General features: G+C 69.8%; 1 protein-coding gene. It reads left to right on the top strand.

Annotated elements, in window-relative coordinates; genetic code table 11:
• The first annotated feature begins 154 nt into the window (after positions 1–154).
• Entirely contained in the window at positions 155–20884 is a 20730-nt protein-coding gene (locus AC1RIF_RS08550) for a non-ribosomal peptide synthase/polyketide synthase (RefSeq protein WP_492600935.1), read from the top strand.
• The last annotated feature ends 75 nt before the right edge of the window (positions 20885–20959 follow it).

The following is a 20959-nucleotide window of genomic DNA, read 5'->3' as shown; positions in this document are numbered from 1 at the left end:
CGATCAGCAGATATACACCCGAGTGCGTGCCGTACCGGCAGATCGTCCCGGTCCTGTGTCGGGCTCGTTGGGCAGTTGTACTCGGTGTCCGTTCGCGCGTCGCTCCGGCGGCGTCCGGACGGGGGCGCGTGATGGTGGAAGAGAGGCTCTGGGTTTGAACTCGCTAGGCGTCGGTGGACTAGAGGGTGGCGGCTCGATCGGGAACGGCTCCGGTGGTGAGCCGTTCCCGCTGTCTCAGGCACAGCTCGGTATGTGGTTCGCACAACATGTCGATCCGTCCGTGCCCGCGAACATCGCACAGTACGTCGAACTGCGCGGCAGCCTCGACATCGAGCTGCTGCACCGTGCCAGTGCGCGCGCAGCGGGGGAGACCGGATCGGGTTACGTCCGGCTCCTCGAGATCGACGCGCAGCCGCATCAGGTGGTCGATCCGACGCTCGACGATTCCCCCGAGTACGTCGATCTGCGCGCGGAGGCGGACCCGCGGGCCGCGGCGATCGAGTGGATGCGGTCCGACTACAGCGCACCGGTGGACCTTCTTCGGGACCGGCTCGTGGTCGCGGCGGTCCTGCACGTCGAGGATGACGTCTACTTCTGGTACAACCGCGCCCATCACGTCGTCCTCGACGGGTTCGGTGCCACCACCTTCGTCAACCGGGTGGCCGAGCACTACACGGCTCTCGCCGAGAGCACGGAGCCGTCGGCGAACCTGTCGTCGCCACTCGGCAAGGTGTACGACGCCGACCGTACGTACCGGGCGTCGACGCGGTTCGTGTCGGACCGCGAGTACTGGCTCGAACGGCTGGCGGGTGTCGAGGAGTCGACCAGCCTGGCCGGACGCTCGGCGCCGCCCGCACCGCTGAGCCGAATCGACAGCGCCGCGCTGTCGGACGGCGCCGCAGCACGCATGGGGGCGTTCCTGGACCGCGAGGACACCACGATCGCGACGGTGGTGATCGCGGCTTTCGCGGCGTACCTCGCGCACATGACCGGGCGCGAGGACGTCGTCCTGAGTCTGCCCGTCACGGGACGTACCAACGCGGTCCTGCGCCGCTCCGGCGGCATGACGTCCAACGTCGTCCCGCTGCGTCTGACGGTGTCCGACGGCACCACCGTCTCGGAGCTGCTCGCGCAGGTCGCCACCGAGGTGTCGGGCGCCCTGCGCCACCAGCGCTACCGCCACGAGGACATCCGGCGCGACGTCAGCGGGTCCGCCGGGCAGGCGTCGTTCTTCGGTCCGTGGGTGAACATCATGATGTTCCACACGGAACTGCGGTTCGGCGACATGGTGGGCGAGCTGAACATCCTGTCGACCGGCCTCATCGAGGACCTCGGCGTCAATCTGTACCAGAGCGTGGCCGGCACCAGGACCCACGTGGACTTCGAGTCCAACCCCAATCTGTACGGGGACGACGAGGCGCGCCGCAACCACGAGCGGTTCGTCGAGTTCCTCGACCGCTACGTCGGTTCGGAGTCCGATCAGCCGGTGTGGGGCATCCCGCTCGGCACCGATCTGGAACGTCGGACCGTTCTGGGGGACTGGGTCGGAACCGGACACCGCTTCCGGACACGTGACCTCGCCGAGGCGTTCGACGAGCAGGTCGCCCGAACACCCGGCGCGACCGCGCTCGTGTACGAGGGGCGGTCGCTGACCTACGCCGAACTCGACGTTCGAGTCAACGGACTCGCCCGCATGCTGATCGACATGGGGGTGGGTCCGGAATCGCTTGTGGGCCTGTCCATCCGGCGCTCGCTGGATCTCATCGTCGGGCTGTACGCGATCGTGAAGGCGGGCGGCGCCTGGGTTCCGATCGATCCCGACCACCCGGTGGACCGCACCTCCTACATCCTCGAGTCGGCGCGACCGGCGGCGGTGCTGACCACCGCGCGGGATCGCGTGGAGCTTCCGGTCGGCACCGTGACGGTCGAGATCGACACGCTCGACCTCGACACGCTCGACACCCGGCCGGTCACGGACGCGGACCGGTTGGCGCCGCTGAGTCCCGAGAACACGGCGTACGTGATCTACACCTCCGGCTCCACGGGACGGCCCAAGGGCGTCGCGGTGTCGCACGGTGCGATCGACAACCAGCTCGAATGGATGCTCCACGAGTATCCGATGGCCGAGTCCGACGTCTACCTGCAGAAGACCGCCACCACGTTCGACGTGTCGCTGTGGGGTTTCTTCATGCCGTTGCGCGTCGGCGCGTCGATGGTGCTGGCGACCCCGGACGGCCACCGCGATCCGGTGTACGTCGCGAACAAGATCGCCGAGCACTCGGTCACCGTGACGGATTTCGTGCCGTCGATGCTGACCGTGTTCGTTGCCAATGCTCCTGCCGGAACGTGTAGTTCGCTGCGTGATGTGTTCGTCATCGGTGAGGCGCTGCCGCCCGAGACCGCGGCCGAGTTCCGCGAACTGTGTGACGCCGGCCTGCACAACCTGTACGGCCCCACCGAGGCGGCCGTGTCGGTCACCTACTACGAGTCCGGCCCGCAGGACGTGGTGAGCGTCCCGATCGGTGTGGCCCAGTGGAACACCCGCGCCTACGTGCTCGACCACCGGCTGCGGCCGGCCCCGATCGGGCAGCCGGGTGAGCTCTATCTCGCCGGTGACCAGCTCGCTCGCGGTTACGTGGGCCGCCCCGACATCACGTCGGACCGCTTCGTCGCCAACCCGTTCGGCGGCGTCGACGGCATCGGTGTCGCGGGCGAACGCATGTACCGCACCGGTGACCTGGTGCGGTGGCGTGCGGACGGCACCCTGGACTACATCGGTCGCACCGACTTCCAGGTGAAGTTCCGTGGCCAGCGCATCGAGCTCGGGGAGATCGAGACGGTCCTGCTGGCGCACGACGACGTCTCGCAGACCGTGGTGCTGGTGGTGTCGACAGCGACCGGTGACCAGCTGGTCGCCTATGTCGTTCCCGCTCCCGGCCGCTCGATCGTCCCGACGGATCTGGCCGAGTTCGCGGGCCGGTCACTGCCGGCCTACATGGTGCCGGCGTCGGTGACGGTGCTCGAGGCATTCCCGCTCAACACCAGCGGCAAGCTCGATCGCAAGGCGCTGCCGGAGCCGATGTTCCTGAGCAGCAAGGAGTTCCGTGCGCCGCGCACCGACTCCGAGAAGGCCGTTGCCGCGGTGTACGCCGAGGTGCTCGGAATCGACAAGGTCGGTCTCGACGACGACTTCTTCGACCTCGGTGGCAACTCGCTCGTCGCGACGCAGGTAGTGACGCGGGTGGGCGCCGCACTGGGCGTCCAGCTCGGCGTGCGGGAACTGTTCGAAGCGTCGACGGTCGCGGCGCTCGCTGCGCGCGCAACCGCGACGGTGACCCGATCGGCCGGTGCACCAGTCCTGGGTGCGGTGGCCCGGCCGGAGCGGATCCCGCTGTCCCTCGCTCAGCAGCGGATGTGGTTTCTCAACCGGTTCGACGCCACCACCGCCGTGTACAACCTGCCGTTCGCGGTCCGGCTGTCCGGATCGGTGGACCCGCAGGCGTTCTCCGCGGCCTTCGCGGACGTGGTCGAGCGGCACGAGTCGCTGCGCACGGTCTACCCGGAGACCGACGGCGCCGCCAGCCAGGTGATCCTGCCGGCCGGTGACGTGGTCCACGACGCACTCGAGCCCGTCGCGATCACCGAGGGCGAGCTCGAGTCGACGTTGCGCCGCCTGGCCTCCCGCGGCTTCGACGTGACCACCGAGCCGCCCTTCCGGATCGAGCTGCTGCAACTGTCGGACACGGAGTTCGTGGTCGCGATGGTGCTGCACCACATCGCGGCGGACGGGTCGTCGTTCGGCCCCCTCGCGGGTGACCTCATGATCGCGTACGCCGCGCGGGCCGAGGGCTCCGCGCCGAAGTGGGCACCGCTCCCGATCCAGTACGCCGACTACGCGGTGTGGCAGCACGAGATGCTCGGTCCGGAGACCGACTCGAACTCGCTTGCGGGCCGGCAGCTCTCGTACTGGACCCGGGCACTGGCCGGGCTGCCGGATCAGCTGCACCTGCCGGCGGACCGGCCTCGTCCGGCGGTGGCCTCCAACGCGGGCGCCAAGCTCCGCTTCGACATCCCCGCCGAGACCCACGCGCGCCTGCTCGACATCGCACGCGATCGCGGCGCGACACTGTTCATGGTGGTGCACGCCGCGTACTCGGTCCTGCTGTCGCGGCTGAGCGGTACGTCGGACATCGCGGTCGGCACTCCTGTCGCCGGCCGCGGGGACGAGGCACTGGACGGGCTTATCGGCATGTTCGTCAACACCCTCGTGCTGCGGACCCAGGTCGATCCGGCGCTGCCGTTCGCGGATCTGCTGGCGACGGTCAAGGAGACCGATCTCGAGGCGTACGGCAACGCGGACGTCCCGTTCGAGTGGCTCGTCCAGGCACTCGAGCCGACCCGCTCGCCGGCCCGTCACCCGCTGTTCCAGGCGATGTTGTCGGCCGAGGTCACCGGTGTGCGGGACCTCAGCTTCGCGGGCGTGCGCGCCAGTGCCGCCGAGTTGGACGTCCCCATCGCGAAGTTCGATCTGCAACTGCAGATCTCGCAGAACTTCGACGACTCCGGAGCCCCGGCCGCGGTCGCGGGAGTCTTCGAATACGCGACCGATCTGTTCGACGCGTCGACGGTCGCCTCGTTCGCACAGCGCTTCGTCCGCATTCTCGACGCGATCGTGGCGGATCCCTCGGTTCCGGTGGGCGATGTCGAGATCCTCGGCGTGGGCGAGATCGACGCGTTGACCGCGGTGCACGGCGGTCCGGTCGGCCGCGAGCACCTCCTGGTGGAGATCCTCACCGGTGCCGTGGCATCGGATCCGGATGCGCCTGCGGTCCGCTGCGAGAACACCGTGCTGTCCTACCGGGAACTCGACGAGCGGTCGAGCCGCCTCGCACGTCGTCTGACCGCCGCCGGTGTCGGTCCGGAATCTGTGGTGGCTCTGGGATTCCCGCGTTCGTGGGAGATGGTGCTGTGTGTCTGGGCCGTCGCCAAGACCGGTGCGGCGTACGTCCCTGTCGACCCGACCTACCCCGTCGATCGCATCGCCCACATGCTGTCCGACTCGGGAGCGCTCCTGGGCATCACGTCCGCCGCTGACATCGCGGATCTCCCGCAGGAGACTGCGTGGCACGCGCTCGGCGACCTCGAGTCGCAGGCGCAGGACCTCGACGCCGGACCGGTGCGTGACCACGAGCGCACGGCACCGCTGCACCTCGACCACGTCGCCTACGTGATCTACACGTCCGGATCGACCGGACGCCCCAAGGGTGTCGCGGTGACACATCGCGGCCTGTCGGGCCTCGTGGACCGGACCCGCGAGCTGTACCGCGTCGGCCCTGCCGACCGGGTGCTCCACATCTGTTCACCGAGCTTCGACCCCTCGGTGCTCGAGTGGACCCTCGCGGCGTCCGCGGGCGCGGAGATCGTGGTCGTGCCGCCCACGATCATCGGTGGCACGGAACTGCATTCGCTGCTCGCCGAGGCCCGGGTGACCCACGCGATCATCACGCCCGCGGTGCTCGGGTCCGTGAACCCGCGGGACCTCGACGACCTGCGGTTGGTCTCGGTCGGCGGCGATGCATCCACGACCCAGTTGGTGGATCGCTGGGCTCCCGGACGCCAGTTCTTCAACGCGTACGGCCCCACCGAGACCACCATCGTGTCGACCCGTGCCGAACTGTTCGCGGGTCGCCCGATCACCATCGGCGCCCCCGTTCCCGGTGTCGGCGCGCTGATCCTCGACGCGCGGCTGCGACCGGTTCCGGTGGGTGTGGCAGGTGAGCTGTATCTGACGGGTGGTGCTCTCGCCCGCGGGTACCACGACCGTCCGGGTCTCACCGCGGACCGGTTCGTGGCGAGCCCGTTCGGCGGCGCCGGCGAACGGATGTACCGCACCGGTGACGTCGTCCGCTGGACGGCGCGCGCGAGCGAAGCGGCCGGCGGCGTGTCGCAGTACGCCATCGAGTACGTCGGCCGCTCCGACTTCCAGGTGAAGGTGCGCGGCTTCCGCATCGAACTCGGCGAGATCGACACCGCCCTCACCCGCCACCCCGACGTCTCGTTCGCCGCGACGATCGGCCACCGACTGCCGTCGGACCAGATCGCGCTCGTCTCCTACGTCACCGCGACCGCCGGCGTGGACGTCGATGCGGTGTCGGAGCATGTCGCGGCCCTGTTGCCGTCGTACATGGTGCCCGCGTCGATCGTCGTGCTCGACGAGGTGCCCCTGACGCCGGTCGGCAAGCTCGACCGCGCCGCCCTGCCCGCTCCCGTGTTCGAGGCGCGCGAGTTCCGGGCGCCGACGACGCCGATCGAGGAGATCGTCGCCGACGTGTTCGCCGACGTCCTCGGTCTCGACCGTGTCGGACTCGACGACGACTTCTTCGCGCTCGGCGGCAACTCGCTGATCGCGACCCAGGTGATGTCGCGCCTCGGTGCGCACCTGGACACGCGGGTCCCCGTCCGCGTGCTGTTCGAGGTCTCCACCGTGGCCGCGCTGGCCGCCCGGGTCGAGCAGCATGCCGGTGCCGGTGCCCGCAAGGCCCTCGTCGCCGCGCCCCGCCCGGACCGGGTTCCGCTCTCGCTGGCGCAGCAGCGGATGTGGTTCCTCAACCGGCTCGATCCCGAATCGCCCACGTACAACCTCGCTTTCGGTCTCCGGCTGTCCGGTGTCCTCGACGTCAGTGGTCTCCAGGTCGCGGTCATGGATGTGCTGGACCGGCACGAATCGTTGCGCACGATCTTCCCGGACTCGCCGGACGGCCCGCACCAGGTGGTGGTCGACGCGGTTCGAATAGTGCCGAACCTGACCCCGGAGGACGTGTCCCGTGAGGGACTGCAGCGCGCGGCGCTGGCACTCGCGGCCCGCGGCTTCGACGTGACGACCGAGTCCCCGGTTCGGGCCGGCCTGTTCCGCGTCGACCCGACCGAGCACGTGCTCGTGATCGTGGCGCACCACATCAGCGCGGACGGCTGGTCGATGGGCCCGATGGCGCGCGACATCATGGCGGCGTACGCGGCGCGGACCCAGTGGGATCAGCCCGCGTGGTCGCACCTTCCCGTGCAGTACGCCGACTACGCTCTGTGGCAGCGGGAGATCCTCGGCTCCGAGGACGATCCGGGTTCGGTGATCTCGACCCAGGCCCGGTACTGGACCGAACAGCTCGACGGCCTGGCGGATCAGCTCGACCTGCCCACGGACCGTCCACGACCGGCCCGGCAGTCGTTCCGCGGCGCACGGGTCCGGTTCGACCTGTCCCCGCAGACCCACCGTGCCCTCGTCGACCTGGCACACGCCCACAACGCGTCGCTGTTCATGGTCGTGCACGCCGCGCTGTCGGTGCTGCTGTCGCGGCTCGCCGGAACATCGGACGTCGCGATGGGCACGCCCGTCGCCGGTCGCGGCGAGCAGGCGCTCGACGATCTCGTCGGAATGTTCGTCAACACGCTGGTCCTGCGGACCGAGGTCGATCCCGGTGCACGATTCGTCGACGTCCTGGGCCACGCGCGCGATGTCGCGCTCGGGGCCTTCGCGCACTCGGACATCCCGTTCGAGCGGCTCGTGGAGGTCCTCAATCCGGCCCGTTCGACGGCTCGGCATCCGCTGATCCAGGTGATGCTGTCGTTCGAGAACCTGGGCGCGACGCACCTCGAGCTGCACGGTCTGACGATCGACAAGCTGGACCTCGACGCCGAGGTCGCGAAGTTCGACCTGCAGTTCACCTTCCGGGAGTCCATCGGCGAGGACGGTCTCGCGGACGGCATGGCCGGTGAATTCACTTATGCGACAGATTTGTTCGACGAATCGACGGTGCGCACCCTCATCACGCGCTTCGTTCGGGTGCTCGAGGAGGTCGTCGCGGAGCCCGGCGCGGTCGTCGGTGACATCGACCTGCTCGGCGCCACCGAGATCGCGCAGCTGACCCTGCCGACCGGCCCCGCGGCGCCCGCGCCGGCCGTGTTTGCGGACCTGCTGGCCGCCGCGGCGCAGACGGATCCGTCGGCGATCGCCCTCGTCTCGGGCACTGACGAGATCACGTACCGCGAACTCGACGAACGGTCGTCGCGGTTGGCCCGGCTGCTCGTCTCGCGGGGCGCCGGACCGGAGGATGTCATCGCGGTCGCGCTGACCCGGTCCGTCGAGTCGGTGACCGCGGTGTGGGCCGTCGCGAAGTCGGGTGCGGCGTTCGTGCCGGTCGATCCGAACTATCCCGGTGATCGTGTCGCGCACATGGTTTCGGACTCCGGTGCGCTGCTGGGCATCACCGTCGCCGAACACGCAGCGGGCCTGCCGGAAGGCATTCCGTGGCTGGTGCTCGACGATGTCGCGGTGTCCGCGGGCGTCGAGCGTCAGTCGGATGCCCCGCTGTCGAACTCGGATCGGGTGCGACCGCTCGAGACTCGCCATCCCGCGTACCTGATCTACACGTCGGGCTCGACGGGCGTCCCGAAGGGCGTCGTCGTCACGCACACCGGGCTCGCCGCCCTCGCCGAGGAGCAGGTGGCCCGGTACGGGCTCACACCGGTTTCGCGGACCCTGCACTTCGCGTCGCCCAGTTTCGACGCGTCCATTCTCGAACTGCTCATGGCGGTCGGCGCCGGCGCGACGATGGTGATCGCGCCGACGTCCACCTACGGCGGCCTCGAGTTGACGGAACTGCTGGCGTCGCAGCAGGTCACGCACGCGTTCGTCACTCCCGCCGCACTGGCGTCGGTCGACCCGGCGGGCCTGGCGGCTCTGCGGGTCGTCGTGGTCGGCGGCGAGGCGTGCTCGACCGATCTGGTCGCGCGCTGGGCCACCGGTGGGCGCCGGATGTTCAACGCGTACGGCCCCACCGAGGCAACCGTCGCGTCCAACATCTCGGATGCGCTGGCCCCGGGTGCGCCGGTCACGATCGGACGCGCGATCCGCGGCGCGAACACCTACGTCCTGGACGCGCGACTGCGTCCGGTCCCGGCCGGTGTCGTGGGTGAGCTGTATCTCGAGGGGCCCGGTCTGGCCCGCGGCTACCACGAGCGGGCCGGCCTGACCGCCGAGCGATTCGTCGCGAATCCGTTCGGGACGAGCGGGACTCGCCTGTACCGCACCGGTGACGTCGTGCGCACCGGCGCGGATCGGGTGATCGAGTACGTCGGCCGCGCCGACGACCAGGTGAAGCTGCGAGGCTTCCGCATCGAGCTCGGCGAGATCGAGGCCGCCCTACTGCGGCTGGACGCCGTCGGGCAGGCCGTGGTGATCGTCCGCCACGACCAGCTGGTTGCGTATCTCGTTGCGGCACCGGGTACATCGATCGATTCGGCCGACGTCAAGGAGTCGGTCGGGCGTGCGTTGCCGTCGTACATGGTTCCGGCCGCGATCGTCGTGCTCGACGAACTGCCGATGAGCGCGAGCGGCAAGCTCAACCGCCAGGCGCTGCCGGAGCCCGAGTTCGAGGCTCGCGAGTTCCGCGCCCCCACGACGCCGATCGAGGAGATCGTCGCCGACGTCTTCGCCGAACTCCTCGGCGTCGGACGAGTGGGACGCGACGACGACTTCTTCGAACTCGGCGGGAACTCGCTGATCGCCACCCGGGCGGTGGCCCGTCTCGGCGAGGCGCTGGACGCGAAGGTGCCGGTCCGGGTGCTGTTCGAGGCGTCGAGCGTGGTTGCCCTGGCCGCGAGGATCGAGCAGCTGTCCGGCACGGGCGGTCGCAAGGCCCTGGCGGCCGGCCCCCGGCCGGAGCTGATTCCGCTGTCGCCCGCGCAGCAGCGGATGTGGTTCCTCAACCGGTTCGACGGTGCGTCCGCCGCGAACAACATCCCGGTCGCCGTCCGCCTGTCCGGATTGCTGGACCGGCGTGCGATGCAGGCCGCGATCATCGACGTGGTGTCCCGGCACGAGGTGCTGCGCACGGTCTACCCCGAGGTGGACGGCACCGGCCGACAGGTGATCCTGCCGATCGGGAACGTCGACATCGCGGTCGAACCCATCACGGTCTCCCCGGAACAGCTGGCGGCGGAACTGCCGGCGCTCGCGGCGACCGCCTTCGACGTCACCCGTGAGGTGCCGCTCGTCGCCCGGCTGTACGAGGTGCGGCCCACCGAGCACGTCCTCGTCCTGGTGGTCCACCACATCGCAGCAGACGGCTTCTCGATGGGGCCACTGACACGCGACATCATGACGGCGTACGCCGCCCGCAGCGGGGGAGCCGTGCCCGGGTGGTCGCCGCTGGCGGTCCAGTACGCGGACTACAGCCTGTGGCAGCAGGAGGTCCTGGGATCCGAGGCCGATCCGGAATCGGTTGCGGCCCAGCAGATCTTGTACTGGACGTCCGCGCTGGCGGGCCTGCCCGACCAGCTCGAGCTGCCCACCGACCGGCCGCGCCCCGCGGTCGCGTCGAACCGGGGTGCGGCCCATCGCTTCACGATCACACCGGCGTTGCATGCAGCGCTCACCGAGCTCGCGCACCGACGGAACGCGACGCTGTTCATGGTCGTGCACGCGGCGCTGTCGGTCCTGTTGGCTCGGCTGGCCGCCACCTCGGATGTCGCGATCGGCACGCCCGTCGCGGGTCGCGGCGAGGCAGCACTCGACGACGTCGTCGGAATGTTCGTCAACACGCTGGTGCTGCGATCGGATGTGCAGGGGGCGCAGTCCTTCGCGGACCTGCTGGGCCGCACCCGTGAGGCCGATCTCGGTGCCTTCGCCCACGCGGACGTCCCGTTCGAGCGGTTGGTCGACGTGCTCGCACCGGTTCGATCCCAGTCACGGAACCCACTCTTCCAGGTGATGCTGGCCTTCCAGAACCTGGGACAGACCACCCTCGAACTGCAGGGGCTGTCGGTGTCGGCGGTCGAGTTCGACGACGTCTTCTCGAAGTTCGACATGCAGGTCACGCTGTCCGAGTCGATCGACACGGACGGTTCCGCTGCCGGGCTGGCGGTCGAGATCACGTACGCGACGGATCTGTTCGACGAGTCGACCATGGTCCGGTTGGGGGAGCGGTTCGTGCGGGTGCTCGAAGCAGTCACCGCGGATCCCTCGACTCGGATCGGGGACCTGGATCTGCTGGACTCCGCCGAGCGGGATCGCGTCTTGGTCGAGTGGAATGCCACCGATCATCACGCACCGCCGTCCACGCTCGTCGGATTGTTCGATGCGCAGGTGGCGCGGACGCCGGATGCTGTGGCGGTGGTGTGTGCGGGTGAGTCGGTGTCGTATCGCGAGTTCGCTTCCCGCGTGCATCGTCTGGCGCGGCTGCTGGTGGCGGAGGGCGTAGGTCCCGAGTCGCTGGTCGCGGTGGCGATGGGGCGTTCGGTGGAGCAGTTGGTGGCTCTGTACGCGGTGTCGGTCGCGGGCGGCGGGTATGTGCCGGTGGATCCGGATCAGCCGGTCGACCGCAACCGGTACGTGCTCGAGACGGCGAATCCTGTTCTGGTGCTGACATCGTCTCGTGACGCCGTGGAGCTGCCGGCTGCCGGTCGGGTGCTGGATCTCGACGCCGTCGATGTGTCCGGGTTCTCGGATGCGCCCGTCACCGATGCCGATCGGATCGCGCCGCTGCGTTCGGAGAACGTGGCGTATGTGATCTTCACGTCGGGTTCGACGGGGCGGCCGAAGGGTGTGGCGGTCTCGCACGGTTCGGTGGTCAACCAGCTCCGCTGGCTGCAGGGTGCGTACGGTCTCGGCGAATCCGATCGGGTGCTGCTCAAGACGGTGTTCACGTTCGACGCTTCGGTGTGGGAGTTGTTCTGGCCGCTGCAGGTCGGTGCGTCGCTGGTGGTTGCCGGACGTGACGTGCACCGTGATCCGGTGGCGTTGGCGCGGGTGTTGGTCGAGGAGTCGGTGTCGGTGGCGCAGTTCGTGCCGTCGGTGCTCGACGCGGTGCTCGATCACCTCGGTGACGCGGACGGGGTGTCGTTGTCGCGGGTGTTCTGTGGTGGCGAAGCTCTGACGGCCCGCACCGTCGAGCGTCTCCGCGGGGTCTCGGGCGCGTCCGTCCACAATCTGTACGGCCCGACCGAGGTGACGGTGCAGGCGACCAGCCACGACGTGGCCGGGGGCGAGATGTCGGTCCCGATCGGTGTGCCGGTGTGGAACACACAGGCCTACGTGCTCGATGCGCGTCTGCGCCCGGTGCCGGTGGGCGTCGCAGGTGAGTTGTATCTCGCGGGTGTGCAGGTGGCACGCGGGTACTTCGGCCGGACGGACCTGTCGGCGGAGCGGTTCGTGGCGAATCCGTTCTCCGTCGGTGCGCGGATGTATCGCACGGGCGACCTGGTCCGCTGGAATGCGGACGGCGAGCTGGAGTATCTGGGCCGCACGGACTTCCAGGTGAAGCTGCGCGGCCTGCGGATCGAACTCGGCGAGATCGAGGCGGCGCTGCTCGGGCTCCCCGAGATCGCGCAGGCCGCGGTGCTGGTCAGGAACGAGCAGTTGGTGGCCTACGTGGTCCCGGCGGCCGGGGCAGGCGTCGACGCCGGGAGCGCCAAGACCGCACTGTCGGCGTCGTTGGCGTCGTACATGGTGCCGTCCGTGTTCGTCTCCCTCGACGAGTTCCCGTTGAACCCGTCCGGGAAACTGGATCGCAGGGCGCTGCCGGAGCCGGTCGTCGAGGCTACGGTGTTCCGGGCGCCCACGACACCGGTGGAGCAGATCGTCGCCGGAATCCTCGCCGAGGTCCTGGACCTGGAGCGGGTCGGTCTGGACGACGACTTCTTCGCCCTCGGCGGCAACTCGCTGATCGCGACGCAGGTGGTGTCGCGTCTCGGCGTCGCGCTGGACACACAGGTCCCGGTCCGGGTGCTGTTCGAGGTGTCCACGGTCGAGGACCTGTCGGCGCGGCTGGCCGACCTGGCCGGCGCTGGTGGCCGGACGGCGCTGGTGGCCGGTCCGCGGCCCGAGCGGATTCCGTTGTCGCTGGCGCAGCAACGGATGTGGTTCCTCAACCGGTTCGAACCGGAGTCGGCCGTCAACAACGTCCCCGTGGCGATCCGGCTCACCGGAGCCCTCGACGTGGCGGCACTTCAGACAGCATTCGGTGACGTTCTCGCCCGACACGAATCGCTGCGCACGGTGTTCCCGGACAACGGCGGCGTGGGTCACCAGTCGATCATTCCTGTGGAGCGGGCGACGGTGGACCTGGACGTCGAGCGGGTCGATGCGGAGAGCCTGGTCCCGGCCATCGCCGCGCTGGCGAGAGCCGGATTCGATCTGTCGACCGAACTTCCCGTGCGCGCCCGACTGTTCGAGTTGACGTCGTCGGAGCACGTGCTGGTGCTCGTGACGCATCACATCGCGTCGGACGGGTTCTCGATGGTCCCGCTGGCGCGTGACGTGATGACCGCGTACGCGGCCCGTTCGGCAGGCGTCGCCCCGGCGTGGGCTCCGCTCGCGGTGCAGTACGCGGACTACGCCCTGTGGCAGCGTGAGGTGCTCGGCTCGGAGGACGATCCGCAGTCCGTGATCTCCCGTCAGATCGACCACTGGACGTCCGTGCTGGCCGGGCTGCCGGCTCAGCTGGATCTGCCGGCGGACCGTCCGCGACCCGCGATCGCCACCAATCACGGTGCGTCGTACCGCTTCTCCATCGGTGCTGATCTGAACGATGCGATCGAGTCCGTCGCCCGCGCACACGGCGCCACCCCCTTCATGGTGGTGCACGCGGCACTGTCGGTGCTGCTGGCGCGGCTCAGCGGCACCTCCGACATCGCGATCGGCACCCCGGTAGCCGGTCGCGGCGAGCAGGCGCTCGACGACGTGATCGGCATGTTCGTCAACAGCCTCGTGCTGCGCACCGAGGTCGACGGCGGGCAGTCGTTCGCCGAACTCCTCGCGGCGGTGCGGACGTCGGACCTCGACGCGTTCGGCAGCGCCGACGTGCCGTTCGAGCGGCTCGTGGAGATCCTCGACCCGGAGCGCTCGCAGGCCCGGCACCCGCTGTTCCAGGTGATGCTGGCGTTCCAGAACCTGGACCGTGCGTCCCTCGAACTCCCGGGACTGATCGCCGAGGGCGTCGACTTCGACGTCGCAGTCGCGAAGTTCGACCTGCAGGTGACCGTCGAGCCCGCCGAGAGCGGTCTGGCCGTCGAATTGACCTACGCGACGGACCTGTTCGACGAACCGTCGATGCGCGCGTTCGGCGAGCGGTTCCTCCGGATTCTGGAATCGGTGACCACCGACGCGTCCACGCTCGTCGGTGACGCGAACCTTCTGGACGACGCGGAACGCACCCTGGTGCTGCAGACCTGGAACGACACCGACCACGGCGTCCCGGGTTCCACGCTGGTCGAGCTGTTCGAGGCGCAGGCGGCCCGGACGCCCGATGCGACAGCGGTGGTGTTCGAGGGACAGTCGCTGAGCTACAGCGAGTTCGCGGCCCGGGTGAACCGGGTAGCGCGGGCGCTGATCGCGCAGGGCGTCGGCCCGGACACATTCGTCGGCCTCGGGATGCGGCGGTCCCCGGATCTACTGGTGGGCATGTACGCCGTGCTGACCGCCGGTGGCGGGTACGTCCCCATCGACCCGGACCAGCCGGCCGAGCGCAACGGGTACATCCTCGATACCGCGAATCCCGTTCTGGTACTGACCACACCGCGTGACGCGGCCGACCTGCCGACGTCGGCGCGGGGCGTCGACCTCGGCACCCTGGAGGCGTCCGGGTTCTCGGATGCACCCGTGCGTGACAGTGAGCGCCTGCGCCCGTTGCGGGCCGAGAACGCCGCGTACGTGATCTTCACGTCGGGTTCGACGGGTCGTCCGAAGGGCGTCGCCGTGGCGCACGGCGCGATCGTCAACCAGGTGCGGTGGCTGGTCGCCGAGTACCGGCTGAGCGCGGACGACGTGGTGCTGCAGAAGACGCCGTTCACGTTCGACGTGTCGCTGTGGGAGCTGTTCGGCACGCTGGCGGTCGGCGCACGTCTGGTGATCGCCGTCCCGGACGGGCATCGGGATCCGGGCTATCTGAAGCAGGTGATCGAGGAACAGGCGGTCACGGCGACGTCGTTCGTGCCGTCGATGCTGTCGGCGTTCACCGCGGAACTGGCCGCGGGGGACTGCGGTTCGCTGCGCGCGGTCCTGGTGGCCGGTGAGGCGTTCCCGACTGCCGCGGCCGACGCGTTCTCCCGCGTCAACGGCGCCGAACTGTACAACCTGTACGGACCGACCGAGTTCGCGGTGCACGCGACGGCGCGCCCGGTGGCCGGTGTCACCGGTGCGAGCGTGCCGATGGGCGGGCCGGTGTGGAACACCCGGGCGTTCGTCCTCGACGGCCGCCTGAACCCGGTCCCCGCCGGTGTCGCGGGCGAGTTGTACCTCGCGGGTAGACAGTTGGCGCGCGGGTACTTCGGTCGCAGTGACCTCACCGCGGATCGCTTCGTGGCCGATCCGTTCGGCTCGGGTGAGCGGATGTACCGCACGGGCGACCTCGTCCGCTGGACGCCCGACGGTGAACTGGAATACCTGGGCCGCACCGACTTCCAGGTGAAGCTGCGTGGTCTGCGAATCGAGCTCGGCGAGATCGAGACGGCGCTGCTCGAGCACGCGTCGATCGTCCAGTCGGTGGTCCTGGTGAAGAGCGACCATCTGGTCGCCTACGTGGTCCCGGCCGGCGGCGCGACGGTGGACGTCGACGCGGTGAAGGCCGCACTGTCGACGTCGCTGGCGTCGTACATGGTGCCGTCGACGTTCGTGGTCCTCGACGAGTTCCCGCTGGGCGCCTCCGGAAAGCTGGACCGGAAGGCGTTGCCGGAACCGGTGTTCGAGGTCCGCGAGTTCCGCGCCCCGGCCACCCCGATCCAGGAGATCGTCGCCGGGGTCTTCGCCGAGGCCCTCGGCCTCGGGCGGGCCGGTCTCGACGACGACTTCTTCGCGCTCGGCGGCAACTCACTGCTCGCGACGCAGGTGGTGTCGCGCCTGGGCGCCGCGCTCGACTCTCGTGTTCCCGTGCGGGAGCTGTTCGAGGCGTCCACGGTCGAGTCGCTCGCGGCCCGGTTGTCGGACCAGTCGGCCGGCGACCGCCGGGCGCTGGTCGCCCGTCCGCGGCCGGACCGGATTCCGTTGTCGCTCGCGCAGCAGCGGATGTGGTTCCTCAACCGCTTCGACACCGAGTCGACCGCCTACAACATTCCGATGGCCCTGCGGCTGTCCGGTGACCTCGACGTGGCCGCCCTCGAGCGGGCCGTCGCGGACGTCACGGCGCGGCACGAGTCGCTGCGCACGGTGTTCCCGTCCACGGACGACGGTCCGCAGCAGGTGATCCTGCCGGCCGACCGTGCCGTCCTCGAGATGGGGCCGGTCGACGTCGATCCGGCGGAGGTGGCCGATCGGCTGCGGGCGCTCGCCGGGACTCGCTTCGACGTCACGGCGGACGTCCCGATCCGGGTGGAGCTGTACCGCGTGGGCGCCAGCGAGTTCGTGCTCGGCATGGTGGTCCACCACATCAGTGCGGACGGTGTGTCCCTCGCACCGTTGACCCGCGACATCATGGCGGCGTACACGGCGCGTGCCGCCGGCCGGGCGCCGGGATGGGCGCCGCTGGCGGTGCAGTACGCGGACTACGCGCTGTGGCAGCGCGAGATCCTCGGGGACGAGGACGATCCGGAATCGGTGTCGGCGCAGCAGCTCGCGTACTGGAGCGAGGCGCTCGCCGACCTGCCCGATCAGCTGAACCTGCCCACCGACCACCCGCGGCCGGCGGTTCAGACGTTCCGCGGCGGGCTGGTCGAGTTCGAGATCGACGCCCAGACCCACCGCGGTCTGCGCGATCTCGCCCGGGAGCAGAACGCGACGCTGTTCATGGCGGTGCACTCCGCCTTCGCCGTGCTGCTGTCGCGGCTGTCCGGCAGCGACGACATCGCTGTCGGCACCCCGATCGCCGGGCGCGGCGAGGCCGCGCTCGACGACCTCGTCGGGATGTTCGTCAACACGCTGGTGTTCCGAACGCAGGTCGACCGGGCCGGGTCCTTCACCGACACCCTCGGCCGCGTCCGCGAGGCGGACCTGCAGGCGTTCGCCAATGCGGACGTGCCGTTCGAGCGTCTGGTAGAGGTGCTCAATCCGACCCGGTCCACGGCGCGTCATCCGCTGTTCCAGGTGGGTTTCTCGTTCCAGAACCACGACCGCGGCAGCCTCGAGCTTCCCGGCCTCGCGGTCGAGGCGGCCGAAATGGAATCCGGTGTGGCGCAGTTCGATCTGCACCTGATCATCGAGGACCGGTACGACGACGGTGGCGACCCCGTCGGCATGCGGGCGTCGATGACGTACGCGGCGGACCTGTTCGACGAGTCGACCGTCCGCTCGTTCGCGGACCGGTTCGGCCGGTTGCTCACCGCCCTGGTCGTCAAGCCCACGGTGCCGGTCGGCGACGTGGACCTGCTCGACGTCGACGAGCGGGCGCACCTGCTGGCAGGGCGGAACGCGACCGCGCGCGGTACCGAGTCGGCGACGCTGGTCGACCTGTTCGACGCGCAGGTCGCGGCAACGCCGGACGCGATCGCGTTGGTGTCCGGCGACGAGCGCCTGACGTACGCCGAGTTCGATGCGCGGGTGAACCGCCTGGCCCGACACCTGATCGACCTGGGCGTGGGTCCGGAATCACTGGTGGGTCTGGCGATCCGACGGTCGGTGGATCTGCTGGTCGGCATGTACGCGATCGCCAAGACCGGTGGCGCGTACGTGCCGGTGGACCCGGATCAGCCGGCCGAACGCGTCGGGTACGTCCTGGCCGCCGCGGCACCGGTGTGTGTCCTGACCACCTCGCGGGACGGCACTGCCGTCCCGGGATCGTGGCCGGTGCTCGAGATCGACACGCTCGATGTCGCGGCGCACCCGGGTACGCCGGTCACCGACGTCGACCGTCTGCGTCCGTTGGACGCCCGGAACACCGCATACGTGATCTTCACGTCCGGTTCGACGGGCCGCCCCAAGGGCGTGGCCGTGGCACACGCCGCGATCGTCAACCAGTTGCGCTGGATGCGAGACGAATACGCTCTGGGCGGTCCGGACGCCGCACTGCTCAAGACGGCCGCGACGTTCGACCTGTCGGTGTGGGAGTTCTGGTCGATGGCGACGTGCGGTGGCCGTCTGGTGATCGCGGCGCCCGACGGGCACCGCGATCCGGGCTACCTGCTGGACGTGCTGCGCGACGAGCAGGTCACCACCCTGCACGTCGTCCCGTCGATGCTGTCGATGCTGATGACGACCGCCGACGGCGGGCTGCCCGATTCGCTGCGCCGGATCTTCGCGATCGGTGAGGCTCTGCCGGCGGCTACCGCACGGGCGTTCCGGGAGCACAACACCGCGACGCTGCACAACCTGTACGGGCCCACCGAGGCTGCGGTGTCGGTGACCCACCACGAGGTGACCGCCGCCGACTCCGCGACGGTGCCGATCGGTGTGCCCGAGTGGAACACCCAGGTGTACGTGCTGGATTCGCGTCTGGGCCCGGTGCCCGTCGGGGTCACCGGCGAGCTGTACCTTGCCGGCACGCAGCTGGCCCGCGGCTACCACGGCCGGCCCGACCTGACGGCCGACCGGTTTGTGGCGAACCCGTGGGGAACCGGCGAGCGGATGTACCGCACCGGTGACATCGTGCGGTGGAATGCGAACGGTGAACTCGAGTACGTGGAGCGCGCCGACTTCCAGGTGAAGGTCCGCGGCTTCCGCATCGAACTCGGCGAGATCGAGACCGCGCTGAGGGCACTGGCGACGGTGCGTGAGGCGGCGGTCACCGCCCACACGGACGTGCACACCGGTACCCGGTTGGTCGGGTACATGGTGGGGTCCTCCGACGACCTCGATACCGACGTCGTCCGCACCGAGCTGGCGCGGACACTGCCGTCGTACATGGTGCCGTCGGCGTTCGTGGTGCTGGAAGCCCTGCCGCTCAACGCGAACGGCAAGCTCGATCGCAAGGCGCTGCCGGCACCGGTGTTCGAGGCGCGCGACTTCCGGGCGGCCACAATGCCGCTCGAGGAGATCGTGACCGGCGCGTTCGCGGACGTGCTCGGCGTGCAGCGGGTCGGCCTGGACGACGACTTCTTCGACCTGGGCGGCAACTCGCTGGTCGCGACGCAGTTGGTGGCGCGACTCGGCGCCGCGCTCGACACCCAGGTGCCGGTGCGCCTGGTGTTCGAGGACTCCACCGTCGCCGGCGTGGTGGCGGGCGTCACGCCGCTCGTGGGCCGGGGCGCTCGCGCCGCGCTGACTGCCGGGCCTCGCCCGGAGCGGATTCCGTTGTCGCTCGCGCAGCAGCGGATGTGGACGCTGAACCAGGTGGATCCCAGTTCGTCCGCGTACAACATCCCGGTCGCGGTGCGACTGTCCGGCACGCTGGACATCGCCGTCCTGCGGGCCGCAGTCGCGGACGTGATCGCGCGGCACGAGGTGCTGCACACGATGTACCCGGACACGGCCGACGGTCCGGCACAGGTGTTGGTGCCGGCCGCCGACGTGGCACCGGACCTGACACCCGTGGCGGTGACCGAGGCCGAGATCGTCGACCGCCTCGTCGAGTTCGTCGGACGCGGATTCGACGTCACCACCGAGGTACCCGTTCGCGCGGCGCTGTTCACGCTGGGCGAGTCCGAGTCCGAGTCCGAGTCCGAGTCCGAGCACGTGCTCGCGTTCGTCGCCCACCACATCAGTGCCGACGGCTTCTCGATGGGGCCGCTGATCCGGGACGTGATGCTCGCGTACATCGCGCGGGTGGACGGCGGTGTGCCGCAGTGGCAGCCGCTGGACGTGCAGTACGCGGACTTCAGTCTGTGGCAGCGCGCGGTACTCGGTGCCGAGGCCGACCCGGACAGCCTGGTGTCGCGTCAGATCGCGTACTGGGCGGACGAGTTGCGGGGTGCTCCGGAGCTGTCGGCGCTGCCGACGGACCGTCCGCGTCCGGCCCGGCCGTCGATGGCCGGCGCCACCGTCGAGTTCGACATCGACGCGGATCTTGCGGCGCGCGTGGAGAACACGGCCCGCGAGCAGGGTGCGACCACGTTCATGATGTTCCATGCGGCGCTGGCGGTGTTGCTGTCGCGGCTCGGCGGCTCGAACGACGTCACGGTCGGCACGCCGGTCGCCGGTCGCGGCGAGGCCGCGCTCGACGACCTGATCGGCATGTTCGTCAACACCCTGGCGCTGCGCACACGGGTCGAGCCCGGCGCACCGTTCACGGACCTGCTGGCCCAGGCCCGGGAGAAGGACCTCGCGGCGTTCGGCAACGCCGACATCCCGTTCGAGCAGGTGGTGGACGCCGCGGGCGTGCGCCGCTCGAGCGCGTACACGCCGCTGTTCCAGGTGATGCTCACGTTCCAGAACATGGAGACGGGAACCTTCGCCCTGCCGGGTCTCGACGTGTCGGCGCTGGATCTCGGCGGCGACCAGGCCAAGTTCGACCTCCAGCTCACCGCGGTCGAACAGTACGACGCCGACGGAGGGCTTGCCGGTGTCCGTGCGCTGTTCACGTATGCCACGGAGCTGTTCGACCGGGACACCGTCGCGGTGTTCGCGGACCGGTTCGTCCGGATCCTCGATGCCGTGACCGAGAACCCGGCGATCGTCCTGCGCGCGATCGACGTGACGACCGACGCCGAGCGGGAGGCGCTCGAGCCGAAGAAGGCGAAGACGGTCGAGGACCTGCCGGAGTTGGTGGCGGGCGCCGCCGCGGTGGCACCGGAGGTGGTGGCGATCTCGCATGCCGGCACCGACGTCACGTTCGGCCAGCTGCACGCCAAGCTGGAGGCGACGGCTACCGCGATGGGAGGGGCGTTGAAGCCCGAGGCCCTGACGACCGTCGCGCTGTCGGGCCTGCTGCCGGGCATCCTCCCGGCCCTCGGCGCCGACGGGTACCAGTCGGCTGTCGCGGGCATGATCGCCGACGCATCGGCGATCATCGAGGGCGGACACGAGTGATCGCAGTCGGATGAATCGGGGGGAGCCGACACGTCGGCTCCCCCCGATTCGGGCGATCGAAGTTTTCAGATGTCG

The sequence above is a fragment of the Prescottella sp. GW823-FHT02E09 genome (assembly GCF_058797375.1).
Note: the sequence above shows the minus strand (reverse complement) of the source record. Positions and strands in the feature narration are given on the sequence as shown.